This is a genomic window from Pedobacter sp. AC464 (assembly GCF_979253075.1).
On the sequence record NZ_CEEDBV010000001.1, the window covers coordinates 1,522,928 to 1,546,344 of the forward strand.

Genomic DNA, 23,417 nt, shown 5'->3' on the forward strand with positions numbered 1-23,417 from the left:
AAAGATGAAAAAAATTATAATTACAATATTATGCATCATGTGTATCGGCTTTGCCGGTGCACAGATTGCTAAAAATCCTGTATCAAAACTTATCAAATCACCGGAAGTAAGTGGAGCGGGAAAGGTAACGTTTAGGTTTCTGGCTCCAAATGCCAGGAAGGTTATGCTCGTTATGGATGACGCAAAAGTAAGACCTATGCAAAAGGACACGGCCGGAATATGGAGTTTTACTGAACAATTTAGTCCGGATATTTACAGGTATACTTTTGCTGTAGACGGAAATGTTCTGCCCGACCCGAACAACCCCATGATTAAACCCTTGTTTAAGCGGGCTTTAGGGCAAAGTCTGGCCTATGTTCCAGGACCTAAAACCCTGAGTTGGGAAGTGAATCAGGTACCTCATGGTATTCTTTCGCAGCATTTTTATAAATCGGATATTGTTGGCGACGAGAGAGACTTTCGGGTTTACACGCCACCCGGCTATAATCCTAACAGAAAAGAACCTTATCCTGTATTATACCTTTTCCACGGCATTACAGATGAAACCAGCGCCTGGACAACTGCTGGTCGCGAAAATGTTATTTTAGATAACTTGATTTCGCAGGGAAAGGCCAAGGAAATGATTATTGTAAACACGCTGGGCTACGGTGCCCCGGAAATGCTTGAACCTGGCGCCGGACCTTACGGGAAGGCCGCTTTGAAGAAAAATGAGGAACTCTTCGTTTCATCCTTTATCAAAGAAGTTATTCCGAGGATAGAAAGTATTTACAATGTTGGCAAGACTAAAAAATACCGGGCCGTTGCCGGCCTATCTATGGGTGGAGGGCAATCTTTAGATGTTGGCCTCAACCATCCAGAGCTATTTAGTTATGTTGCCGGTTTCAGTGCAGCGGTTATTTTACTGGATCCCGACTATGAAAAGGCTTTTCCAAAACTCGACGCATCAATCAATAAAGATTTAAAGCTGATCTGGATAGCTATTGGAAAAGATGATTTTCTAATTGAATCGAACAGAAAGTACAAGGCCTGGCTTGAATCTAAAAACATTAAATTTTTCTACCAGGAAACTGAAGGTGTACACTCTTACAACGTTTGGCGCCGTTATTTGACAGATTTTAGTCAACTCATTTTCAAAGATTAGAGGCTGAGATTTTTACATTCTTTTCTGGAGGACAAGAAAATAGCTGGCTAACGAGCGTGAAAGACTTTTTAGCCAGTTATTTCGCAAGAAAAAGTGCCAAACATATCTGTAGTATTTATTCAATGCCTTACCACTTTTTTCTAATCGATAAAAGATTAACATCTCCAAACTTTACCAATAAGAAAAGCACCTGACGAAAACCAGGTGCTTTTTTTACGAGGAAAGACAGGTTATTTATTCTGGTAGCTGCCCATTAAACGTATTAAAAGATCCGGGCTATTCGTGATGATGCCATCTACGCCAATTTTCTCTAAAGCAATCATATCCTCTTCTTTATCTACAGTCCATGGCAAAATCAGCATGTTTTTCTCATGTACTTTTTTAACCATTTCCAGATCTACGCCACTGTAATAGGGACTATAAATATCAGGTACGAATCCTAAGTTTTTAAGGTCTTCCTCGAGCCCTCCTTTTTTTGTATTCATCTGCTTAAAATAGTCATCAACTTCTTTGTCCGAAAATCCATACTTTTTGAGCTGATCCTCGTTTAGATTCATTTTACCCTGAACCAAAAGTGATAATTTAACTTGCGGCTCGTTCTGATGAAGAATTTTAAGCGCTCTCACATCAAAAGACTGTATGATGACCCGACTTTTGATTCCTTTTGCATTAATTACATCCATCATTGTTTTCACAAATACCTCAGGCGTGGGATTATATTTTCCATCGCCCGCCGGAGAACATTTGGTTTCTATGTTGTAATAAACCGGTTTAAGATTAGCCTTTTTCACATAGTTTTCCACGCTGTCGATTAAATCAGTTAATAAAGGCTTATGTGTTTTTAACCTTTGTTGATTAGGGAACATAGGATGTTGCTTAATCCCCAAACTATAGCGGCTGATGCTGTCGTATGGCATCTGAAACAGACTTAACCCTTTTTCTTCGTCTTTAACAATTTCAGTACCGTTGGGTTTACTCATGAATGCAGCTGACATATAAGCGTCGTGAGACACGACCACCTTTCCGTCGGCAGAGATAACTACATCCAGCTCCAAAGTTTTAGCACCTAATTTCACCGCATTTAACATCGCTGGAATGGTGTTTTCCGGCAATAACGCCATACCGCCACGATGGGCCTGAACATCTAGCTTTTGTTGCGAAAAAGCAGTGCCTGATAATAAAAAGCATACAATTGCTAAGTTTTTTTTCATAAACTGTTCTATATTTTAAGTGCGTAAAAATAGAGCAGTTCTGTGGACAAGCATGTTAGGTGAATATTAAATTTAATGACTACATCAAATTGAATTATACTTCAAAAAAGCTTTACGCTAAATGTCCTCCGAAATGGCTATCTCTGCTCATTGAAGTGTAAAGGCTATCTTAATAATTTATAGGATATGTACTCGCCGTCTCTTTCATCGCTTTTAATAAAGCTACATTTTTCCAAAAGTTTGATCGACCTTTGATTATCTTGTCTGGCGTTAGCAACGATTTCGTTTAGCAACAGGTTTTTAAAGGCGAAATTTATCGTGGATGTTAAAGCTTCGAACATCAGGCCATTGCCCTGGTGCTGTGGTAACATTTCAAAGCCAATCTCTGCCTGAGCGTTCTCGATTTCGAAATTCCATATACCTATCGTTCCAATTAACTGGTCGAAGCCTTTCCGCACAATTGCCCACATAATAGCTTCATTATTGGCTTGCATAGTGATAATTCTGGTTATGAATGCATCAGCTTCAACAACAGAGGCCGCTTTTTGCCGGTTGATGAATGCGTTCACGCTATCATTGCTGCGAAGCAAAAAAATTTCGATAGCATCACTAACCTTTAGCTGCCGAAGATAAAGCCTTTCAGTGATGAGCTTCGGGCAAGGCTGGAAATTGATATCTATCATGTTAACTTTAACGAGTGTGAAATATAAACTAGCCACATCTTTGGCATAAATCAAATTTAACCAACCCCATAAATGGAACAAGTGCGGCTTTTGTATGCGGCACCTCTACGCGGATGCTAATTTCATATAAAATTTTTGCCCATTGGGCAGGCTCCCATCAATCCTAAATTACAAATCATCCTTAAATCGCTTTAACATTTCAGTAACTAAAATTCCGTCAATCGTCATTCCCTGTAAATCACAGTCAAGGATACTGACCTGGTTAAGTTTACAATCGGTGAAGACAGTACCCACAAGGTCGCAACACTCAAATTTTAGTGGGGCATGTTTCGACTGAGGGTCATACGCCGGATGGCCTTCTGGCGGCATCCCGACATTATGAATGTATGCACCCCCCAACTGTGCACCATCGATCTCCATATTACTTAGGTCGGCATTTTTTATTTGCACGAATGCCATTGCTACATCATTAAACACAGTGTGATTTAGGCAAACCTTCGTAAATGATGAATGTTGCAATATCGATTCCGCTGCAACCACCGGTTTCTCAACGCCAGTAATTTTGATTGTTTCCATAGTGAATTTGTTTGTACAAACTTGCCAATAGATGAGGAGATAACAAACGGCTGGTCAGGACAAATAGAGGTGTTGAACTGGACAGAAGACAGGTGCCAGAATTGTATGTTAATTTTTATAAGGTCTAGTAAAAATTAAATTTTTAGCTTTCTGAAGGTTTTGAGCAATGTTGAGTATCGAAAACGAAGGTAACTTTCCGGCACGCAATAATATTTTTTTATCTGTGTGTTTCTGGCATCAATTAAGGTTGAGAGCGAATTGTGATTAATATCATTCTAATAAAGAAACGTAGCCAATCCATTAAAGGAAGGAATGATTAAGTTTTTGAAAACCGGCCTCGTTAAAGTTTGTGTGCCCGTTATTTGGTTATATCATTGCCACCTACTCTTTATTGATTCCGCCCGGTGTATCATACCCCAATCTATCATGGCATCAATCACTTTAGTAATGTGCTTACCAGAATCTGTTAATAGATATTCTATCAAGACAGGGGTCTGGTCGTACACTTGTCGCTTCACAAATCCGTTTATTTCTAATTCCTTCAACTCTTTAGATAACATGCGAGGCGTAATCTTTTCGATATTTTCCAGTAAATCTTTAAAGCGAACTCTTCCGTGCAGCAAAGAAGCGATAATAGGCAACTTCCATTTGCCGTTAATAACGTTTAAAGTATCAGTCAGTGCCAGCACGTAGTGCCTGGGGCATTGTTGAACCTTATCCCTGTCTATCAAATCTGTGAACGTTTCCATATCAATAACTGCAAGTCTTAGTATACAAAAGTATAGTAGTTATTTTAGATTAGCAAGTATATTTAAAATAGTCACTTCTCTATATTTGTGCTGTATTAAAAAAAATTAAGATGATTATAGTTACAGGTGCAACAGGTCAGTTTGGCTCTAAAACCATTGACCATTTATTAAAAAAAGGTGCAGAACCTTCTACAATTTCTGCATTAGTTAGAGACGTAAAAAAAGCGAAACGCCTTGCAGATACGGGAATCACATTGAAAGCCGGCGATTATAATGATCACGAGTCGCTGATAAGTGCCTTTAAAGGTGTAGATAAGCTTTTGCTGGTTTCAAGTAATGATAAGGAAGCATTTGAAAACAGGACTAGCCAGCATCTAAATGTAATAAACGCTGCAAAAGAGGCACAGGTTAAGCATATTATTTATACCTCTTTTATCAGAAAACCACATTTTGAAGATTCTGCTATAGCTGCATTTCAAAATTCTCATGTCCAAACGGAAGAAGCTTTAAAAGCGAGTGGTATTAATTATACTATACTTCAGAACGGAATTTATTTAGAGATGATCCCAATATTTGTAGGGGATAAAGTAGCTGAAACAGGAACCATTATGTTCCCAGCTCAGGCAGGAAAGGCCAGTTTCGTGCTTCGTGAAGAATTGGCTGAAGCCGCAGCTCATGTGTTATTAACCGAATCCCATGAGAACAAGGTTTATCAGCTTACAAATACAGAGGCGGTTACATTTGATGATATAGCGGATGCACTGTCGATTCAGCTTGCAAAAGGAGTAAAATATCACTCACCAACCCTTAATGAATTCGAAATGTTATTGAGGAAGCTGGGTATCCCTGACTTATACCTTGGAATGTTTACAATGTGGGGGACTGCAGTAGCGCAAGGAACGATGGACCTGGAAGATAATACCTTACAAACGTTTTTAGAGAGAAAACCAACATCCATGATTCAATTTATCAATCAGACCTATGGATAACATTATTGCGTAGCACCGAAATATGGATGTTGCTTACCAGGATTTCTTTCTTTAATAACAAGCTATACCAAGTTTGAATTTGCCCACAACAACAATAAGCACAGTTCGTACAAGCTTCTAAATTGAACCGATACATTTCGTAAGTTTCCTCTATAGTGAATTTTTGTAATGTCGACTTGTCTTTTGGATGGCTTTTTTTTTTGCAACCGCTGGCGCACGCGTGTGGCGGGTGCATTTAAGTAAAGTCTTTGATTGTTACATTTAGGAACCTTGCCCTATTACCTAATCTTTTATTCTATAATTTTGTCGAACCGTTTGAGTCAAAAGCGGCCATCATTCCAAAAAACACAAGCTTGAAGTCGTTTAAGTATGCTATCGATTGCAAACTTTTCATGGATAATTTCAATGAAAAATTTTAGTCCTTAATGAACCATGCAGTTCACTTGCTAATTAGTAAAAAATGGTTCCAGATTTTTAATATTTTTTATCCTCGCCAACTGATCGTCATTTAAAGGCTTGATGATAAAATCGCTCACAATTTTGTAGGAGAATGCCCTTTGCTGGTCGCTGGGCTCGACAGAAGAACTTACCATGACAACATGCATTTTTGAAAAAAGTGGATGCGCTGTGAGATCTTCCAGAAGTGACCAGCCATTTTTAACGGGCATATTGATGTCGAGCATGATAAGATACTCTGTATCCGCTTCATGATTAGTTTCCAGACGGTCCAGCAGCTGGAGTGCACTGCTGAAAGATTCAGGATCATTTTTAACACCAAAATCAGAGATTACGGTCTGGTGAAGAAAAAGGGCAATGTGATCATCGTCGACGATCATGATTTTGTAGCGCATATTTTTTTAGCAAGGCGTTCGAATGGTTAACACTATAAAACAAGATTGGTTTGCTGCCCTACAAAATGTTTTTTACCCTTTCGAAGATCATGAACCTAACCGAAACTACCGCATACTTCCTACGATGTCCCGAATGGCGAGATCGAGGCTTTCTGCGCTATCCAGAATCATTTTGCACAGATTTAGCAGCTCCTTGTCTTCGGTTTGTTTTTCCAATATAGCAGTCAAAGCGAGTATATTGGTTAGTGGCGCTCTGACCAGATGTGACTGTTTGAAGGATATCCTGCTCAACAGCACTGATTTTTTTTCGATTTCGTCCAAAGCCCCGTCCAGGCGTATCCTATCCGCTACGAACTGTGTAATGTTATAGCCCAGACAGAAAATTCCCGCCGGAGCGCCCATTTCATCAAACATCGCTCTGTACTCCCACTGGGTATACAGATAACCACCCTTCCCGTCGTGCTTTCTTATTGTTGCTGGAAAAAGACTTCCGGGATTCTGAAAGCATTTTAGGGATACGTCCTCACAGGTTTTCCTGTCATCGGGATGCATGGTAACGTGGTATGGCTGGCCGACAAGCGTTTCGTTTACAAAGGCAAATTGCTCCGCGTAATGCTGATTGACGTAAGCGTAATTTCCGTCCATTCCGGCGCTTATTATATAGAAGTAGTTAGATTTTTCCAGTAATTTTCTGGTCTCGGTAAAGTGTTCCATGAGAGATTGAGATAATTTATGTTTTAGGAGCCATCGCTGTGTGTGGCATTATTGAGTGGAAAAATAACAAATGAGTCCGATTAAACAAAATGGCAAATGCAGCGGCCGAGTTGTTGCCCTGCTTACCAATTGATTACGTAGCAAGAATGTGAAAGCAACTTTCACCTTTTTTACCGCCGGTACACCCGGTATTTATAAGGTAGTGATTGAAGGGATTGATAATAAAGGAAGTTTTGGCCGAAAGCCATTTTTTTTGAAAATTCAATAATTAATATGTGAGAATTGTGTGTTTAAAATAAAATTCATGGATATCATCCAGGGTATAAAAAATTTGGGGCAGATAATTGTTTAAATCTCAAAAAAGAAGCTATTAGTTAATCTTCACCAATAATAATTTTAATACAACAACATTTTACTGGCGGTTGAAAAACTCCAGCATTGTCTTCAATGAATTTTCTGAGTGCATTTTCTCACCATTTTCAAGCGAAACCTTTGCTGCATTTGCTGCTCTTGGCCGCATCTTTATTTCATAAGCTAAGATAGCCTCTTTCAAGGAACCGTACTCATCAGAAGTCAGACATTCAGATAGTTCAAGGGCATCGAGCATTGCCATATTAGCACCTTCTCCAGCAAATGGTGGCATTACATGAGCGGCATCGCCAATGATAGTGAGGTTTGGAAGACTTTGCCAGGTTTGGTTTAAAGGTGCACAGTAAATTGGCCGCGGAATAAATGGAATCGCTGCATGCTCAAGCAATGTATGCCACATATCACTCCAGTCAGAATATTCGTTTTTAAACCAGTCCCGAACCGCTGTGCGATCTGAGAAGTTAACGTTGCGCTCTTTTGACCACATTTCATCGGCTTTAAAACTTATGTAAAATCCGAGCTCACCACCGGCTTTCTGCCCCATTAAAATATTTTTTCCGTTTCCGAAAGCCATGATTTTACCACCGTTGATTAGTGAATCGAATTGCGGAACCGCTTTTTTAGCGTCATAAATATTACCTTCCAACATGGTTACTCCAGAGTAAAAAGGCTTAACATCTGTTATGTAAGGTCTGATTTTAGAATTTGCGCCATCAGAACCGATAACGACATCTGAATAAACAGACAGTCCATTTTTAAAATGTAGCATCCAGCCTTCCTTATACTGTGTCATAGCAGTAAAATGACTGTTCCAAACGATAGTTTCCGGCTGCAAAGACTCTAATAATATTTTTCTCAAAGCGCCGCGGTCAATTTCAGGACGAAAGTTCGCATCGCCGAAATCTTTTTCGATATTCTTTTCATGATCACTGAAAAAGATTTCCGCCTGATGGTTTAAGATTAAAGTTTTGTCTGCCCCCGGCATGAAATTATTTTCAAACTCGGTTAACAAATCAGCTTTAATTAAAGCTGCCATTCCCGACGCCTCATGCATATCGAGTGGTGCGCCTTGTACACGTGCATCCTTATTGATGTCTCTTTCATATACTTTCACATCGCCGCCCTTAAGCTGTAACAGCCTGGCCAACGTTAAACCACCAGGGCCGCCACCGATAATTGCGATTTTCTTATTATTGATTTGCATATTCTTTATCTAATTGAATGATGCAAAACTATGCTGTCTTAAAGGAAGATAATAGTATAAATCGGTCGTTTTGATTTTTAAAAAGTACTTTGGGCACAACGCCAGAAAACTTTTTTATTTCTTTGATAAAATGGGTTTGATCTGCAAAATTAAGCTCCGGGAAGAGTTTTCCTTGTGCAATATGATCCAATGAAGCCCGAAAGCGGGTTATGTTGCAAAATGATTTTAAAGAAATACCAAATTGCTGATTAAAATATCGGTTCATCTGTCTACTGCTCCAACCAACTTTTTCAGAAAGTTCTTTTACGGTAACAGAGCCGTGCATTTTGTAGATGAGGTCAAACAATTTCTTTTTGCGAGGGTCGATCTCTGTTGGGATGCGGGATCTTATTTTTTGTGATGCCAGCTCACAAAAGCTTTCAAAAGTTTTAAGATCTTGAAGATTGATATCCCAAAAACCGTTAGCTAATATTTTTCCATCATCGACAATAGCTGAAATGGTTTCATGAAAGATATATTCAACGGCAAGCGGCTTAAAACTTACTGCAAATCTCAAACTTTTGGCAGGTATGAACCCGCTTTCATGATATTGCGTACCTAAACCAAGCAGTACAACTTTGAAAGACTCGTTGCCTGACAGTATAAAAAACAAATCTATCCGGCCATCCGGTAGCCCGACCGTTTCCTTATCACTGTCTGAATCATTCTGGAGCACCCAAAAACTTTCCACAAAGTCCGAAAGATCATCATCTGGCTTGATTTGTTTATAATAGATGCCATTAACCATATTTAGGGTTTGATTGAGAATGGAACAGTTCTGGATTCTACTTAGCTACATCCTGAAGTGCAGTTAGCGGGTGAAAATATATTCAGCTACGAACGGCGACCGGAGAACAGACGAAGCTAATAAAATTATTTAGAGCCAGGTTTTGACAATAGTTTATAGGGCTTATTATCCAAAATTGATTGAATGGCAGCCGCAATGTCATAAAGATTACCTTGCCTTTGATTAGAGAGGATAACGATTGTCCTATCTTTAGTATTGTCAGCTATTACTAATGCCTGGTAATGTAAAGCAGTACCATCGTGTGTATGTGTTACAACCTTATTATCTTCCATATTACCCCCGCCTAAGCCAGATTGCTTGTCAGCAGAAACGGGCGTAATAATCTCTTTTGTAGATGCGGCGCTAATCAGGCAAAAGTTATTGATGCATTGAGACCATTTATAAAAATCATCGATATTTAAGCAAGTCCACCCAGAAATCGGCACTTCCAGGCCATCCTGTTTAAAATCATCATTAAATGATTTCGCCACCATCGAATCGCTTTCATTCGGGTCGACTATACCATTACTGATACCCGCGACTTTGAGCATATTCTCTTGAACAAAATGCTTAAAAGAAAGACCTGTTACTTTTTCGATTATTTGCCTGCGTAAAAACGTGTTGTTATTGTTATAAGCATAGCTGCTTCCGGGCTCGAATTCTAATTTTTCAAGGGATTGCAAATCTTTCCAGTTATCATCATCACTATGAACCGTCCGATATTTTATATCAGGCAAGCCGCTGGTGTACTGCAATAAGTTCTTCACACTTATTTTTTTTGCCCAAGGTGGTAACTGTGGAAAAAACTTAGACAAGTTATCTTTTATACTTAGCTTACCTTGTTCCTGAAGCATCATAATCCCTACGGCATCAAATTCTTTCGCTACGGAGCCAATATGAAAGCGATGATGTACGTTGAGAAGATTTTCTTTTGAGGCGTCTGCATAGCCAATTGCCTTTCTAACGATTACTTTTCCACGATCAGCAACTAATATATTCCCGTTGAAAACGCCTGATTCATTTGCTTTAACCAAAAATTCATCTATTATCTTCGCTTTATCATTCTGTGCGAAGGTCCGTGTCCCTGTTAAAACGGCTAATAGAAAAACGAATTTGATAGTGCAATAATGTTTGCTCATGAACTTTAATTTTCTATTTGAGACAGCATCGAAATTCATTTGTTACATTTGAACCTGTATAAATCAATATTTACGTCTTTGAGAGGATTTAAAATTTTCATTAGATTGATTGCCCAACAAACCGAAAAATGACCAAGCTGAATTACGTCCTTATCTTTTTCCTATGTATCATGCTATCCTGCAACGTGGATAGGAAATTCGACAAAGAAATCTGGCTGAAAAGCGCTGATGTAAATGATACCAAAAACCCACGAGCTCACATGACAAAGGACCTTTTGGAAAATCGTTTGAAAACCGGTATTACCAGGGATTCAGTATTGGCTTTATTAGGCAAACCATATAAAGAAGGCATAGAAGACAGACTTCCGAAGGGGATGGAAATTCCAGATTCACTATCTTTTTCTAACAAAGAAAACTTAAAACAAAACAATAATGGTGGAGGTACTGACAGAATTGACGCCTTTATACGCTTAAACGCCCAGCCCGACACATTGATGCTATATCCTGTCGGTTGGGCAACGATAGACCCCAATTTCTTAGTAATTAAATTAGACAACAAGGGCTTGGTCGCTGATTTCTGGATTGAGCAACACTGACAAACTAAAGGAAGAAGATAATAGCTACCAATTTTTTAGTTCGTTCCTGTCGACTTTTTACCCTCTACCAGTATACTGATTAATCAACGTCATGGTAATCGGGCTACATGTAAGTTTCAGGTATTTCGATTATTATATGATTTAGAGCGAATTCGCAAGATAAGGAGTAGATTCATGCTAGAAACGTAGAGATTTTGTGGTCCTAATTTTTCTGCCTCTCCCCCCTTTAAATCGAAAACAAATGTCTAAGATTGATTGGTTAAAGATTGCAACGGAGCTCGTAGCAGACGTTTGTTTAGTTGACCTTAACATTGATTTATCTCGACGCTTCTAACCATTCATTAATGATGTCTGCCAGCACTTCTTGCCCCTTTTCGATCTCCGGTAAACCTTTAAAAGTTATAACTGCCCGACTATTATCTTTCCAAACCAACATTTCGCTTTTATTTGAAATTAATTTTTGTTTTGGCTGTGGCTGCTTTTTAGCTCCTCTATGAAAAACAAGTTGTACTTCTTTTTTGGGGGGCTGAATTCTCATCGTAATTCTGTCTGCGTTATCAAAGGAATAATTTGGACCATTCCATTTTAAATTTTCTTCCAAACCTGTGTTTGCGGATAAAATGTAAATCCTCAGTTGTTCAATCTCATTTCTAAACGGATGGTTCAGGGCATCCAAAAAAGCTGTCACTTCATGATTTAGCTTAATTTCCTCCGACATGATTAATATTTAGGTATGTGTGGAACATAAACAAATGTTGTGGTGTAAGTCTTAAGATTTTTGTCTTGCTGAGCTAAAGATAATTCAATAACCGGCTTATTAAAGCGATATTGGAGTTGTTAATCCTCCTACATTCTGCCGAATTGCTTAACCGGATTTGCTTTTAAAATGAGCAAACAAATGATGTCAGTTTCAACGGAGGCAAATTACACACTTGCCGGTACCTGTTGATCGTTAATAATTTTTCGTATTCCAAAAAAGGAGATAAGGCCAATCGTTACGCCTACTATAATTGCTGTTTTAAATGCCATAATAATCAAACAGGTGAAAATGAAAGATTGTTTTATAACACGAGAACTTAAAATTAACGAAAGCTGTTTAATTAGGATATGAGAACGAAACGCCAGGAAAAATTATTGAACTTTGTAACAGTGCAACACCGCCAGCAGAAAAGAAAGTATACCGGTGAGCCATATACCGTTCATTTAGTGGCCGTTGCTGAATGCGCCGAAGCACATCAATTAATTTTAGGTTATGAAATTGGCCTATGCCATGATTTATTTGAGGATACGGCTTGCACCGACGCTGAACTCCGCACCGCCTTACAGGAATATGGCTACAGCCCAAACGAGATAGACTTTATCCTTCAGGGAACATGGGATCTGACGGATAAGTTTATATCCGCCGATTATCCAAACTTCAACAGAAAGCAGCGAAAAGCAATGGAGGTGGAACGCTTGTCGAAAATAAACAGAAACAGCCAATCAGTTAAATATTGCGACCTTATTGACAACACTAAATCAATTGTTCAACACGATAAAGGTTTTGCCAGGGTGTACCTGGCTGAAAAGGCGAACCTGCTTAGCGTGATGAATAAGGGGGATGAAATGCTATACAAGGAAGCACTTAAGAATTTGGCTGATAGTTGAACACACGAATTAAATGACACGGACAGTAGATTGGCATTGTCAAATTTCCGTTGTGAAATCAATTAGATAAGGTTTTAAGGAAACCCCCTTCAAATTACGGAATCCATCACCCACAATTAATTGATAATGCTTGTTTTTATCTAAGTCAACCTCAAAACTTAACGTTCGCCCATCATCAGAAAACCCAAGCATTTTCTTAATTTTTAAAACACCATCTGCTCCCAGTGGACCTAATTCAAAGTTTCGAAATCTTGTATCCATGGCTTCGGAAAAGTTTATCGTTAAGATTTTTGCAGATACATTCAATTTTGTACCCTTGAGCTGAGCGATTCTTGTTACCGTTGGCCTACTTATCTCATATTTTTTAGCTAATTCAGTTACAGACTCCTCAAAATAACCGGATCGTTCTGCAAAAAATAGCAGACTATCCCGATTGTTATAATCTAATTCAATCATTTCTTTTATCGACTTCATCTTGTCAGAAGCGTTATTGTAATTTCCTTTACAAATCGCATAGCCAACAAAGTAGCCTAAATCTCTAATTTTGAACTCGTTATCAGCATTACTATAAAGCCAGAAACCACTTGATGTATTAAGCATTTGTGAAGCGAATATTTCTGCAACATGCTTTTTGTTTGCATTACCGTAAGCCAGGGCTGGAAGATTAGAAGGTTTTCCTGTTGCCTGCTCAGCAATAAACTCAGCAACGCCTTCCAAAACACATTGTCCTAAAAGGTTCTGGGCTATAGTCGTTTTCTGCTGCGTATGTACATACTCGTGAACATTTGTGAAAACCAGCGAGTTTATTGGCCTTGATTTTAAGTAGCTTGCCAGACTTGGATTTGTTGCTTCGAATTCTTTCGTATAAGCATTCTTATCCGCCATTGCAATTTCACTTCCAATTAGAACAAGGCTATCTAAGGTAGTACCGCCAGACCTGAAAGCACCAACTGTAAAATAGATTTTCGCAGGCTTTAAAGCGGGATATATGATTTTTAACTTTCCTATATTATCAGCAATTTCGGCAGAATAATTTTTAGCTTTAAACATGTCCCTCCGAATCGACTTCCAGTACATCGGGTATTTTTCGATAGCATCAATGAACGATTTATCGGTATATGACCTCGCAGCCATTAGTGCTTTGAGGCCGGGCGTTCCCCTTGAAATGAAAACCGAATTAAGAATTTCATATTTCTTAACACTGTCTTTAGTGGATTTTATTTGATCATAAGCATTCCAGAAATTTTCAATATCAGTAGTAATTACATTGTTTGATTGGGTTTGCGCTGAACCAACATTAAAAGTGAAAATAAAAATAAAAAAAATCAGTGTCCTCATGACTAAAGGACAAGTTTATCGACCATTAGTTGCATGCTTTTGAAATTAATGAATGAAAAAAAGATTCCCGCTACAGCGAAAAACGTTAGCGAGATTCCTTTCCATGCATGGTTGTTTTTAAACAGGATTAGACTCTACTTAATTTTTTCATAGGAAAAACTGTTCTTAAATCTAATCAGGTGCTTAAAAAAAAATTCTTTTTCCCTGTAGGGCCTCCTCTACAGTTTTATCTTAACAAAGTAAAGACGGTTTCGGTCTACCGATTTAGTTAAAGGGAGAATTTTTTGTGCAAAGCCACTTGCTCCATTGTCTACAACACCGAAATCGTCGTCGTTAGAAATTACCAGAATATTTCCTGGCAGCAGAACCAGCCCTTCAGCCTTGTCATGAGGATAAACAGATGGCAAATCCTTTAATAAATCCAGCACTAATGTTTTTGTAACAGGAGCAATACCTGCAGCTGTTAAGCCAGCTGCATTATTCAGTTCTTCCACGGTTTTACCCCCATACAACTTCCCTGTGGAGCCATTTGCCACATCAGAGATATCAGTCGCTGCGCTGATGTCTATTTTAAATACCTTCTTAAACGCAGCCGGGTTGGTTGCATCACCCCCAAAAAGCCCGTCCCGCTCAATGGTTAAAAAAGTTGTGGCATTAACGGCTACAATATCGCTCACTCCTGTTAATGTGGTGTTATCCATTAGGTAAGCATATTGTTTAGTTGCTCCTGTAGCAATATCGAAAGTTAGAATCCTCAATACCATAGAACTCGCTACAGCTGCTTTTGATGGATTATACATCGGCGACTGCATCATGCCAACAAGCGTTTTCCCATCAGGGGTTATCGCAAGGCCTTCCATGCCACGGTTTGGCCTTCTATTGGCAAAAACAGCCGGTATTTTTCTGCCACCAGTTCCACTACTGAAAGGGTTAATCCGCTCAATTGTTTTTCCGCTTGCGTCGAAGTGGACTAGATGAGGACCGTATTCATCACTAATCCAAAAACTGCCGTCAGCAGCCCTCACTAAACCTTCAGAATCGATGCCATCGGCGCTTGGCGGAATCGCCTGTCCGTTTAAATCGTAAGCCGTTTCCCCTGATGCACCCATGCCCACCGGATTCGGGATACCGTTCAACCTGTCACCAGCAGCATTTTTGAGCATTATCGTTTGTTCCAAAACCAACTTACCATCCTTTAATCTAAACTTTCCGATTTGCGGGGTAAAGTCTGGTTTTCCAATAATAATCGAATTGGCAAGCTGCCCGGCTACGTTAGAGCCTCTATCAGTTAGCATGTAAAATATCGTCGGATCGTTCGGGTCAGAAGCTACTGCAGAACCGAAGCCTCCGTTGTAAACCTTAACGCCATTTGATGTCGTAAATAAAACAGCAGGGTCTGATGCTTCAGCTGCATCGGGATATGCAATTTCCTGTGAAGGGCTGTTTGAATTTTTCTTACATCCAACCATACCCATACTAAATGCAAGCGCAAGTATTGTAATTTCTTTCTTCATTTTAATTTATTTGTCAGTTCTACAAATCACGCAACTAAATATTAACACTGCGTTAATGGCGGAATAACTAATCTAACCGCCTGATGCCTGGCAATTCACCTTAGGAGATGATGCAACCTCGAAAAGACATTTTCCTTTCTTCTGAGTTATCGAAAACTTAACAATTTCTTAATCACTTATTCGTAGCGTTATTTTTATTCGTGCCGTATAAGGAATAAAAAACAAACTATGAGAAACGCTCTGCTATTTTTAACTGTTATTATTATGCTTCTTGGTGGCTGTAAAAAACAAGCTCCGGCTGAAGAAAATCTGCCTACCGAAACCGATTTAACTGCATGTTCGTTAACTACAAACTGCAGTTTTTTATATGCTGATAATGCGGGTATGGATGGTATAAAATTGAATTTAACAACCGGCCAATACCGGGTTTTCTGGGCCCATACGAGCATTGATTACGCCGCTTTTTCGCTCTACATGATGGCACCGATGATTGGGAACAGCTTTACCTTAACCAAAGAAGATATGCTGGCCGGGCGAGTAAAATATCAAAACAATTGCCCCACCTGTTACTCAAGTGCAATGTTGCCTGTCGACGGGAAAATAATAGGACGAAGAATTGCAGCGAAAGATGGCTTGCCGGAGCGGTGGCTCGTTCAAGCCGATATTGTTCTGCAGGCAGGCGGCGTTTCTGCTGGAGCTCAAACCATCCACCTTAAGCAATATTATCTTCCCGCGAATTAGCACGAGAAGATTTCATCGTTTGCGAATTACTGCATTGAAATTGCCTGGTAACAGCATTCAAACGGCATTCCCAAAATGGCTTCTAAAACCAAGGAATTACATGTCAATGATCTCAATTTAGTGCAGAGCGTAGTTTCAAAGTTTTTCGAGCGCTATTCTATCATCCTCTTTTTTAACCCATTCGATGGTAGGCTTAAAATTTACTGCCTTTAAACTGGTATTCCAGATGGTTTTTATAAATGGCCAGCGATGTGTTTTTCGATTAATGACAATACGAAATGGCATAATAAACATTCTATGTATCCAGGTAACCCAAAACTGAAGTTCGCCGTTATGCATCCTTTTTGTAAACAGTTCATTTCTTAGGCCATATTCATATTTCCAAATATGCTCGTGCGTATCTTTGAAAACACTGCTTAAATGATTGATGGGCGTTTCGTGTATCGCTATGCTGTGTTCTACAGCTAAGCCTGCCAGGCCATTTTTAATAATTCGCTTTGAATACTCTACATCATCATTCCAGATGAAAAATTCTTTAATTGGTAAGCCAACACGTTCAACGGCTCTTGCCGAAAGCAACATGGAAACAAATGTGCCAAACTGTATAAGTGGAAACTGATGTTGCTTTGTTAATGATAACCTCGCAATCTTTTTCTTATCCATTAAACGATAAGTCCTGTTCATCTCGTGTATGTTGTTGTCAGTCCACAGAATTTTACTTGAAAGGAATCCAACATGTTGTTGGTTGCTTCGCAGATTCACCAAGGCAGAGAGCAGCATTTCTAACGCATGTTCTTCTGGAATGGTGTCATCGTCCATCATCCAAATCCAATCTGCACCGTGGTGATATGCTTTTGAAATTCCGGAAGAAAATCCGCCTGCACCGCCTTCATTCTGCTGATGATAGGCGAGAATTCCCTGATTATTTAGCCAGGATGCCGTACCATCTGTAGATCCGTTGTTGATCACGATGACTAAATCAGCTTTCCTGGTTTGCTTTTCTATTTGGCCAATACATTTTTTAAGAAGATTTAAGCGGTTAAAAGTAACAATGACGGCGATGACTTTCATGTTTTTCATGCTTTGATATTGCGAAATTGAGAATTGTAAAAATTGATTTCTGATGGCGTCTTAATGAACCTAGCGAGCCGTTTAGCTGCGAAATTGAAGTTTCCAATGATTACAACCATAAACCTTATGAACTGACCAACCGACAATCTTATCAGCTGCCTTACCGGTGAAATCTTGTTGATTAACTTGTGTTTCATTTTTTCTAATACGCTTTTTCGGCTGACTGAGTTTAGGTGGCTTATACCCAAAATACATGCGTAGAACCCGCACTGTTGGCAAAGCGAGTTGGTTTTCAATGGTATGCAGCTAAGCGTTTAGCAAGAGAATATACCATTTATAACGTTGACTGACAGAATTTTACGATAGTTTTTGAATAACTTAAATTCTTAATTTTCCAATTGGATAAGTTATCGTACAAATGATGTTCGTCTAAAGGTTTATCTTGTGAGACCATCATCTACACTATGAACTATCAAAGAATCTCTCTTATTATTGCCTTTTTGCTAACCCTCATTGCTCATTACAGCGAAGCTCAAAACCTAAATAAAGCAAAACTCGATAGCTTTTTCAACGCAGTTTCTGCTAACAACCAGGTTATGGGTAGTGTCCTGATTGCGAAAGGTGGGAAGCCCATCTACCAGAAAGTTGTTGGTTATAGCCAGATTGCTGCTGATAAGTCGGTGCCGGCAACACTGCAAACCCAATATCGAATTGGTTCAATTTCAAAGACGTTCACAGCAGTGATGATATTTCAACTAATTGAGGAAAAAAAAATCTCATTAAATAGTAAGCTCTCTATGTTTTTTCCTGAGATGCCTAATGCAGACCGAATCACTATAGCGCAGCTTCTCAGTCACACCAGCGGCCTTTCGGATCATGTGAATGAAAATAGAGAATGGATTAAGGCGCCACATACTAAAGCAGAATTACTTGATAAAATTGCCAGCGTTAAACCACATTTCGAGCCAGGAACGAAACAGCAATATTCCAATGGCGGCTTTTTATTACTTGGTTATATTATAGAGAAAGTAACCGGCAAAAGTTATCAGGCAGCCTTGCAAAAGCGAATAATCGATAAAATTGGACTTAAAAGTACCATATCATCAACCAAAAATAGTAGCCAGCCGTTGGAAGCCAGCCCTTACGTCTTTAATGTTTCCTGGATTCCGGTTGAAGACATCTATTTTCCAAATACTATTGGCGTAGGTGACATCCTCTCTACCCCTCAAGATTTGTCAATATTTATTGATGCACTTGTTCATGGAAAGTTGGTTAGCACACAGAGTTACCATTTGATGAAGACTTTTACTGGTAAAAATACCATGGGAATGGGGCTGCTAAGTGCACCGTTTTATAAAAAAATTCTTTTGGGCCACAATGGCGGTACTTACGGCAGTTACAGTGCAATGTACGTTAACCCTGATGATGATGTGAGCTTCCTGATTACCACGAATGGGATGAATTATCCGTTAAATAATGTGCTAATTACCCTGCTACAAGCTTATTACGGTCATCCTTACCAAATACCCCTGCAACTAAAAGAAAACGATTTGGATGAATTGCTTGGCAACTACCAAAGTGAAGAAATGCCTTTAAAAATCCTGATAACAAAGTCTGGAACCACCTTAGTTGCTCAGGCCAGTGGCCAACCTGCTTTTTCCCTGGATGCCGTAACCAGAAATGATTTTAAACAGGACCAGTTTGATGTTCTGCTGAAGTTTGACCGTGTAAAGCATGAAATGACCCTTGTTCAGGGCGGTAAAAATCATCGATATGTAATTATACGATAGAATGTTAGTGGTTTAATAACACCTTTTTGCCCGTTTTTACAGCCTGATAAATGGCGTCTATAATTTTAAGATCTCTCAATCCTTCCGCACCATCTATAGGCACTACTGGCTTACTATCTTCCAATAAAATGGCCGCCATTTGGTCCATTTGAACAGTTTGCTGCGTAATGATTGGTTGAGAAATTTCGCCCAAATGCGTTCTGCCTTTAATGGGCCCATAGCCGGTAGAGGGCTGCATTTCAGCAAATCCTTTATCACCACTCAGGAAAAATCTATCCAGGTGATTAATGTTATAGCTAGACAGGCAAGAGGCTACAGCACCTCCTGGAAAACCCAGTTGAAATTGTATGGTTTCATCCACACCATCTTTAAATTTTATCGGGTCGGTTTTGGTTTCCTGTGCAGAAACCCAAATCGGTTCTTCGCCTACCATATATCTTGCGCCATTAATGGCATAAATCCCAATATCCATCAATGCTCCGCCGCCGGCAAGCGCCTTGTTTAGCCGCCACTGGTTCGGATCACCAGCCACAAAGCCACATTGCCCCTGAAAAAATTTAATTTTACCAAAGTCGCCAGCATTTCTCATCCGAACCACTTCCAGCGTTCTTGGCTCGAAATGCAGCCTGTAACCTACAAGGAGTTTCACATTCGCTTTGCGACAGGCATCAATCATCTCCTGCCCCTCTTTTGCGTTCAGCGCCATAGGCTTTTCGCAAATCACATGCTTTCCGGCTTTCGCCACCCGGATAACCTGATCGTGGTGCAAAGCATTTGGTGTGATCACGTAAATCGCATCAATGTCTGGGTTATTTCGTACCTCATCGAAGTTTTTGTAATCGTAGCAATTATTTGTGGGAATTTTATATTTAGTCTGCCATGCTTCGATTTTCGAAGGCGTACCACTAATTACACCAAGCAGTTTTGCTCTGGTGCAGGCTTTCATAGCTTCCGCAACACGTGTAGCATAACTTCCCAAGCCCATAATAGCCACCCGGAGTACCTTGCCTTCATCGTAGTGCTGAACCGGATTTGAGGATTGACCAAATGTTTTTAAGGAGTTTAGCTGCATCAGAATTACCGATGCGCCTAATTTTTGCAGAAAGTCTCGTCTGGTATCCATAATTATCCGCTGCTATTAAAGATGAAGCTTAACAAACCACCTTGCATAATAGGCATTTAGATTACCTAAACTATTGATTTGTATAAAGATAACATTGAAGCGGCAAATTAAGTTTTCGCCTAAAAAATTTCAGACTGTTGCTAAAGGCAAAAGATTAAGTTTTGCCCAAATGGCAGAAAGTTAAAGGACAAAGCGCCTGTTTTAATTTTGTTAAGGAAGTTTCGGCGTATTGTACCGGTAAATGACTGCGTTTTTCCCCTCGCTGATGCAATAGTAGGCCTTTCCGTCTGGCGTAAACCCAATGGCCTCACCCTGCGGTTCTAAAGTGTAGGGAAGCCTTGTTGGTTTTCGTTTAAGTGCCTGAGCTATGGATTCCTTACCTTCCCGCACCCAATAATAAACATTTAAGTAAGTTTTCAATAAAATTTGTCGCCCATCACGGGATATATCACCGGCTACGACGTATTTTGCCAAACCTTTGCCTGGCAGGAAAAGGCTTCCCTCCTTTTTCATGGTTACGGTATCTCCATTCTTGAAAAAAAGCGAAGCTGAATATATCGCAACCGTGTCCTGTCTTTTTGATATGATGATAAGTTCTTTCGAAACCGGATCGATCATTAAGGTTTCCGCATCTTGAGGACCATTTGGATATTTGAGGAAAACTTTTTCACCTTCTACCTGCATTTTTGTAGACAGCTTGCCCGGCTCGGCGAAACGATATGCGGTAACATAAGGGCGATTGTTGCTATTGTCGCCAATGTCGCCAAGATAGATGTAATTTTTATTTTTCACAGGGCCTGGTCCGCCGGACATGTCCTCACAATCTATCACGCCGAAATGTTTTTTCGAAGCATCGCCCTTAAAATATAAAGTCGACAATAAATTGCCTTTGGCATCAATGGCAAAAAAACGAGAGGTATCGCCACTATCGTTATGTGCAAAAATCAGGTTTTCTTTTGCGATGAAGAGTCCGGATAGTTCGCTAAGCTCAGCGGGCACAACCTTAACTGCGGTAGCCTGCGCAAATGCCCCATTGTTCATACTCGATAATAAAAAAACGAAAACCAGTAATCTGGCGGCAAGAAATGCGGTGTGTCGGGCTGTGATCATTGCGGATTAAGGGTTTGATGTTCGACTGCGAAATTGAACATCCTTTTCGGAACAATCAAATCAATTTCTTAAAAATGCGAAAATCACCGTTAATTATGCCTTTAAATTCGAGTGGAGGGTTATTTGGACTACCATGACATTTTATTATTAATCACTGAGGTAAAATTATTCCAGTTCAATTTATGGGATGAAAAAAACAAAATAAAGTTAAGAAGTGATAAACGCCTGAGACTGTTGGTTTAATTGATTTTCACCTACAAAATGCTTCCGAACTTTCCCAATTACAACAACTTTATCTTCAAATAATTAATTGCCAGGCATTATTCTGAAACTTTTTTAGCTTTCTTAGCATGAATTAAATTAATAGCCCTGCTCCACTTCTTGTAAATTTCAATCGGCTTGCTGTATCCATCTATGTCAAAATCCCATGGCACCAAAACCTCAATATCATTCCTGTCTGAAAGATCGGTTACCCATTTGCGAATAAAATTTTGCGCATTGTATTTATTAGACTGGTGAACAGGATTTGTATACCAAATTTCGAATGCCTGCATATGCCAGTTCATCCAGTTAGAACTCACATCGTAATCAATTAATTTCGACTCGAAATAAGCTGCGCCCCATGTCCAGTCGATCTTAAGATCGTGAACAAAATAACTTGCACAATTTACCCGGCCGCGGTTGCTCATAAACCCTGTCTGGTTAAGCTGTCGCATGTGCGCATCTATGAAAGGAATGCCTGTTTCGCCTGCACACCACTTTTTAAATTTTACGGGGTCATTTTCCCACGCAATCGTTTTATTTTTATAGCCTTTAGTTCGAAATATTGCATTTCCGAAGCGCATTGCCTTAAATGTAAAATAATCTCTCCAAACCATTTCGAATATTAGCCACCAGGTGCTTTGGTTTTTTTTAACTTTTGATTCATATTCCTGAACTTTCTGGTATATCATTCTGGGCGAAATACAGCCCAAAGCCAGATATGGAGAAAATTTGGAACTATAATCTAAACCATCCGACTTATTTCTGCTCCACCGGTAGCCGGTTAGCAATTCGGCGCCAAAAGTATAATACTCCAGCCTCTTTAAAGCTGCAATTTCGCCACCCTGAACCAGTGGCGCTGCAAGTTCATACGCTTGTTTTTTATAGCCATACGCCTTGTAAGATGGAAAAGAATCGCTTTTTATTTTTTTCGCACACTTAAAAACGGTCGGCAGCTGAAAGATATCTCTGGGTGCAGATTCCTTTGCCGCAGGGATTCTGTAGGCTTTACTGGTAAGTGGAATTTTTGCGATTTCGAAGGGTATGTCATCTTTATGGTAAAGTGTTTTTCCCCAAAAAAAATGAAATTTAATATTTGGCAACGCCTTTACAACCTCGTCGACAAGATTTAGTTCATAACTGGCGTACTCCTCCTCGGCATATACATCGGTTATGCCATATTTGTTGATCAAAGCGGAAATGGTTTGGCTTGCAGAAACGCTACCAATGATGAGGTGGCCGCCGAGGGCTTCGAGGCTTTTTCTTAAATCCAACACACATTGCTCGATGAATTTAAACCTGACAACATCATACCTTTTAAAACCATATACTTCAGCTTTAAAATCGTTCTTTTCAATACAGTAACAAAAAAACAATTCATCGCAATCCAAATTAGCAGTAACTAAGGCTTCATTATCATGTAATCTTAAATCATTCTTGAACCAAACCAGTCCACGTTTTGCCATATATTGAAGCTTTTCTTTATAAATAATATTACTGCGGAGGAAGAATTCAGTCAAAAATCAGTTATAATCTTCCAATCTGTTTGCGAAGATTGAAACCTGACGGCTCTGCTAAATTAAACTACTGTTATACCTCTAACAGTACCCCGGGGAAATGGTTTTTTTTAACCTCTCAGTTCAGGTTTGGAATTAGGAGTAAAGTCTTTAAATATTTAAAAAACTAATAAGAAAGGCCTCAACATTTACTTTCTTTGCTCCATTTATAGTGAAGAGTCAACTGCTAAATCATGTAAGTGACAGGACCGGAATGA

Annotated in this window: 22 protein-coding genes; 6 read left to right on the forward strand and 16 right to left on the reverse strand. The window is 39.4% G+C overall.

What is annotated here, in order from left to right:
* The first annotated feature begins 4 nt into the window (after positions 1–4).
* On the forward strand, positions 5–1,141 hold the full coding sequence (locus AC0IWT_RS06555; RefSeq protein ID WP_471796501.1) for an esterase: 1,137 nt from the start codon (positions 5–7) through the stop codon (positions 1,139–1,141).
* 230 nt (positions 1,142–1,371) lie between these two features.
* Here the strand turns inward: AC0IWT_RS06555 and AC0IWT_RS06560 are convergent, their stop codons facing one another.
* The 4 genes from AC0IWT_RS06560 to AC0IWT_RS06575 all read right to left on the reverse strand — a co-directional run bounded on the left by AC0IWT_RS06560 (position 1,372) and on the right by AC0IWT_RS06575 (position 4,360).
* Positions 1,372–2,352 carry a glycerophosphodiester phosphodiesterase family protein gene (locus AC0IWT_RS06560; RefSeq protein ID WP_471796502.1) on the reverse strand — a complete coding sequence of 327 codons (981 nt, stop codon included), beginning with the start codon at positions 2,350–2,352 and terminating at the stop codon, positions 1,372–1,374.
* Between the two features lie 164 nt (positions 2,353–2,516).
* The gene (locus AC0IWT_RS06565) at positions 2,517–3,035 is read right to left on the reverse strand and encodes a GNAT family N-acetyltransferase (protein ID WP_471796503.1); all 519 of its coding nucleotides are present in this window, start codon (positions 3,033–3,035) and stop codon (positions 2,517–2,519) included.
* A 168-nt stretch (positions 3,036–3,203) separates the two neighbouring features.
* Positions 3,204–3,611: a pentapeptide repeat-containing protein gene (locus AC0IWT_RS06570; protein WP_471796504.1), complete on the reverse strand. Its 408-nt coding sequence runs from the start codon at positions 3,609–3,611 to the stop codon at positions 3,204–3,206.
* Between the two features lie 371 nt (positions 3,612–3,982).
* The gene (locus AC0IWT_RS06575) at positions 3,983–4,360 is read right to left on the reverse strand and encodes a winged helix-turn-helix transcriptional regulator (RefSeq protein WP_471796505.1); all 378 of its coding nucleotides are present in this window, start codon (positions 4,358–4,360) and stop codon (positions 3,983–3,985) included.
* Positions 4,361–4,470: 110 nt separating this feature from the next.
* On the opposite strand from AC0IWT_RS06575, the gene AC0IWT_RS06580 reads away from it, so the two are divergent.
* The gene (locus AC0IWT_RS06580; RefSeq protein WP_471796506.1) at positions 4,471–5,349 is read left to right on the forward strand and encodes an SDR family oxidoreductase; all 879 of its coding nucleotides are present in this window, start codon (positions 4,471–4,473) and stop codon (positions 5,347–5,349) included.
* Positions 5,350–5,795: 446 nt separating this feature from the next.
* Here AC0IWT_RS06580 and AC0IWT_RS06585 read toward each other — a convergent pair whose 3' ends face one another.
* From AC0IWT_RS06585 to AC0IWT_RS06605, 5 genes are all read right to left on the reverse strand, one after another.
* Positions 5,796–6,200, reverse strand: a complete 405-nt coding sequence (locus AC0IWT_RS06585; RefSeq protein WP_471796507.1) for a response regulator — start codon at positions 6,198–6,200, stop codon at positions 5,796–5,798.
* A 105-nt stretch (positions 6,201–6,305) separates the two neighbouring features.
* Complete coding sequence (locus AC0IWT_RS06590; RefSeq protein WP_471796508.1) at positions 6,306–6,914, reverse strand: PAS domain-containing protein; 609 nt, start codon at positions 6,912–6,914, stop codon at positions 6,306–6,308.
* Positions 6,915–7,326: 412 nt separating this feature from the next.
* A complete protein-coding gene (locus tag AC0IWT_RS06595; protein WP_471796509.1) occupies positions 7,327–8,487 on the reverse strand; it encodes an FAD-dependent oxidoreductase in 1,161 nt (386 codons plus the stop codon).
* Between the two features lie 28 nt (positions 8,488–8,515).
* Positions 8,516–9,274, reverse strand: coding sequence for a DUF6597 domain-containing transcriptional factor (locus AC0IWT_RS06600; RefSeq protein ID WP_471796510.1), 759 nt, complete (start codon positions 9,272–9,274; stop codon positions 8,516–8,518).
* A 125-nt stretch (positions 9,275–9,399) separates the two neighbouring features.
* Positions 9,400–10,452 (reverse strand): serine hydrolase domain-containing protein, encoded by a 1,053-nt coding sequence (locus AC0IWT_RS06605; RefSeq protein ID WP_471796511.1) that lies wholly within the window; start codon positions 10,450–10,452, stop codon positions 9,400–9,402.
* Positions 10,453–10,712: 260 nt separating this feature from the next.
* On the opposite strand from AC0IWT_RS06605, the gene AC0IWT_RS06610 reads away from it, so the two are divergent.
* Positions 10,713–11,048, forward strand: coding sequence for a hypothetical protein (locus AC0IWT_RS06610; RefSeq protein ID WP_471796512.1), 336 nt, complete (start codon positions 10,713–10,715; stop codon positions 11,046–11,048).
* 316 nt (positions 11,049–11,364) lie between these two features.
* Here the strand turns inward: AC0IWT_RS06610 and AC0IWT_RS06615 are convergent, their stop codons facing one another.
* Positions 11,365–11,766: a DUF1801 domain-containing protein gene (locus AC0IWT_RS06615; RefSeq protein ID WP_471796513.1), complete on the reverse strand. Its 402-nt coding sequence runs from the start codon at positions 11,764–11,766 to the stop codon at positions 11,365–11,367.
* A 389-nt stretch (positions 11,767–12,155) separates the two neighbouring features.
* On the opposite strand from AC0IWT_RS06615, the gene AC0IWT_RS06620 reads away from it, so the two are divergent.
* Positions 12,156–12,695 (forward strand): hypothetical protein, encoded by a 540-nt coding sequence (locus tag AC0IWT_RS06620; RefSeq protein WP_471796514.1) that lies wholly within the window; start codon positions 12,156–12,158, stop codon positions 12,693–12,695.
* A 39-nt stretch (positions 12,696–12,734) separates the two neighbouring features.
* On the opposite strand, the gene AC0IWT_RS06625 is transcribed toward AC0IWT_RS06620, so the two are convergent.
* Positions 12,735–14,033 (reverse strand): Ig-like domain-containing domain, encoded by a 1,299-nt coding sequence (locus AC0IWT_RS06625; RefSeq protein WP_471796515.1) that lies wholly within the window; start codon positions 14,031–14,033, stop codon positions 12,735–12,737.
* A gap of 218 nt (positions 14,034–14,251) precedes the next feature.
* On the reverse strand, positions 14,252–15,547 hold the full coding sequence (locus AC0IWT_RS06630; RefSeq protein WP_471796516.1) for an esterase-like activity of phytase family protein: 1,296 nt from the start codon (positions 15,545–15,547) through the stop codon (positions 14,252–14,254).
* A 228-nt stretch (positions 15,548–15,775) separates the two neighbouring features.
* Here AC0IWT_RS06630 and AC0IWT_RS06635 point away from each other — a divergent pair, with 228 nt between their 5' ends.
* Entirely contained in the window at positions 15,776–16,288 is a 513-nt protein-coding gene (locus tag AC0IWT_RS06635) for a hypothetical protein (RefSeq protein ID WP_471796517.1), read from the forward strand.
* Positions 16,289–16,423: 135 nt separating this feature from the next.
* Here AC0IWT_RS06635 and AC0IWT_RS06640 read toward each other — a convergent pair whose 3' ends face one another.
* Positions 16,424–17,359, reverse strand: a complete 936-nt coding sequence (locus AC0IWT_RS06640) for a glycosyltransferase family 2 protein (RefSeq protein WP_471796518.1) — start codon at positions 17,357–17,359, stop codon at positions 16,424–16,426.
* A 464-nt stretch (positions 17,360–17,823) separates the two neighbouring features.
* Between AC0IWT_RS06640 and AC0IWT_RS06645 the strand changes: the two genes are divergently transcribed.
* On the forward strand, positions 17,824–19,149 hold the full coding sequence (locus AC0IWT_RS06645; protein ID WP_471796519.1) for a serine hydrolase domain-containing protein: 1,326 nt from the start codon (positions 17,824–17,826) through the stop codon (positions 19,147–19,149).
* A 4-nt stretch (positions 19,150–19,153) separates the two neighbouring features.
* Here the strand turns inward: AC0IWT_RS06645 and AC0IWT_RS06650 are convergent, their stop codons facing one another.
* The 3 genes from AC0IWT_RS06650 to AC0IWT_RS06660 form a co-directional block, all read right to left on the reverse strand.
* Positions 19,154–20,272 carry a Gfo/Idh/MocA family protein gene (locus tag AC0IWT_RS06650; RefSeq protein WP_471796520.1) on the reverse strand — a complete coding sequence of 373 codons (1,119 nt, stop codon included), beginning with the start codon at positions 20,270–20,272 and terminating at the stop codon, positions 19,154–19,156.
* A 210-nt stretch (positions 20,273–20,482) separates the two neighbouring features.
* Complete coding sequence (locus tag AC0IWT_RS06655) at positions 20,483–21,382, reverse strand: hypothetical protein (RefSeq protein ID WP_471796521.1); 900 nt, start codon at positions 21,380–21,382, stop codon at positions 20,483–20,485.
* Positions 21,383–21,702: 320 nt separating this feature from the next.
* Positions 21,703–23,109 (reverse strand): DASH family cryptochrome, encoded by a 1,407-nt coding sequence (locus tag AC0IWT_RS06660; protein ID WP_471796522.1) that lies wholly within the window; start codon positions 23,107–23,109, stop codon positions 21,703–21,705.
* Positions 23,110–23,417 lie beyond the last annotated feature (308 nt).

What these genes read in the sequence shown, in the direction of transcription:
- AC0IWT_RS06555 (WP_471796501.1), top strand. Translation starts at nt 5, where the DNA reads ATGAAAAAAATTATAATTACAATATTATGCATCATGTGTATCGGCTTT.
- AC0IWT_RS06560 (WP_471796502.1), bottom strand. Translation starts at nt 2,352, where the DNA reads ATGAAAAAAAACTTAGCAATTGTATGCTTTTTATTATCAGGCACTGCT.
- AC0IWT_RS06565 (WP_471796503.1), bottom strand. Translation starts at nt 3,035, where the DNA reads ATGATAGATATCAATTTCCAGCCTTGCCCGAAGCTCATCACTGAAAGG.
- AC0IWT_RS06570 (WP_471796504.1), bottom strand. Translation starts at nt 3,611, where the DNA reads ATGGAAACAATCAAAATTACTGGCGTTGAGAAACCGGTGGTTGCAGCG.
- AC0IWT_RS06575 (WP_471796505.1), bottom strand. Translation starts at nt 4,360, where the DNA reads ATGGAAACGTTCACAGATTTGATAGACAGGGATAAGGTTCAACAATGC.
- AC0IWT_RS06580 (WP_471796506.1), top strand. Translation starts at nt 4,471, where the DNA reads ATGATTATAGTTACAGGTGCAACAGGTCAGTTTGGCTCTAAAACCATT.
- AC0IWT_RS06585 (WP_471796507.1), bottom strand. Translation starts at nt 6,200, where the DNA reads ATGCGCTACAAAATCATGATCGTCGACGATGATCACATTGCCCTTTTT.
- AC0IWT_RS06590 (WP_471796508.1), bottom strand. Translation starts at nt 6,914, where the DNA reads ATGGAACACTTTACCGAGACCAGAAAATTACTGGAAAAATCTAACTAC.
- AC0IWT_RS06595 (WP_471796509.1), bottom strand. Translation starts at nt 8,487, where the DNA reads ATGCAAATCAATAATAAGAAAATCGCAATTATCGGTGGCGGCCCTGGT.
- AC0IWT_RS06600 (WP_471796510.1), bottom strand. Translation starts at nt 9,274, where the DNA reads ATGGTTAATGGCATCTATTATAAACAAATCAAGCCAGATGATGATCTT.
- AC0IWT_RS06605 (WP_471796511.1), bottom strand. Translation starts at nt 10,452, where the DNA reads ATGAGCAAACATTATTGCACTATCAAATTCGTTTTTCTATTAGCCGTT.
- AC0IWT_RS06610 (WP_471796512.1), top strand. Translation starts at nt 10,713, where the DNA reads ATGACAAAGGACCTTTTGGAAAATCGTTTGAAAACCGGTATTACCAGG.
- AC0IWT_RS06615 (WP_471796513.1), bottom strand. Translation starts at nt 11,766, where the DNA reads ATGTCGGAGGAAATTAAGCTAAATCATGAAGTGACAGCTTTTTTGGAT.
- AC0IWT_RS06620 (WP_471796514.1), top strand. Translation starts at nt 12,156, where the DNA reads ATGAGAACGAAACGCCAGGAAAAATTATTGAACTTTGTAACAGTGCAA.
- AC0IWT_RS06625 (WP_471796515.1), bottom strand. Translation starts at nt 14,033, where the DNA reads ATGAGGACACTGATTTTTTTTATTTTTATTTTCACTTTTAATGTTGGT.
- AC0IWT_RS06630 (WP_471796516.1), bottom strand. Translation starts at nt 15,547, where the DNA reads ATGAAGAAAGAAATTACAATACTTGCGCTTGCATTTAGTATGGGTATG.
- AC0IWT_RS06635 (WP_471796517.1), top strand. Translation starts at nt 15,776, where the DNA reads ATGAGAAACGCTCTGCTATTTTTAACTGTTATTATTATGCTTCTTGGT.
- AC0IWT_RS06640 (WP_471796518.1), bottom strand. Translation starts at nt 17,359, where the DNA reads ATGAAAGTCATCGCCGTCATTGTTACTTTTAACCGCTTAAATCTTCTT.
- AC0IWT_RS06645 (WP_471796519.1), top strand. Translation starts at nt 17,824, where the DNA reads ATGAACTATCAAAGAATCTCTCTTATTATTGCCTTTTTGCTAACCCTC.
- AC0IWT_RS06650 (WP_471796520.1), bottom strand. Translation starts at nt 20,272, where the DNA reads ATGGATACCAGACGAGACTTTCTGCAAAAATTAGGCGCATCGGTAATT.
- AC0IWT_RS06655 (WP_471796521.1), bottom strand. Translation starts at nt 21,382, where the DNA reads ATGATCACAGCCCGACACACCGCATTTCTTGCCGCCAGATTACTGGTT.
- AC0IWT_RS06660 (WP_471796522.1), bottom strand. Translation starts at nt 23,109, where the DNA reads ATGGCAAAACGTGGACTGGTTTGGTTCAAGAATGATTTAAGATTACAT.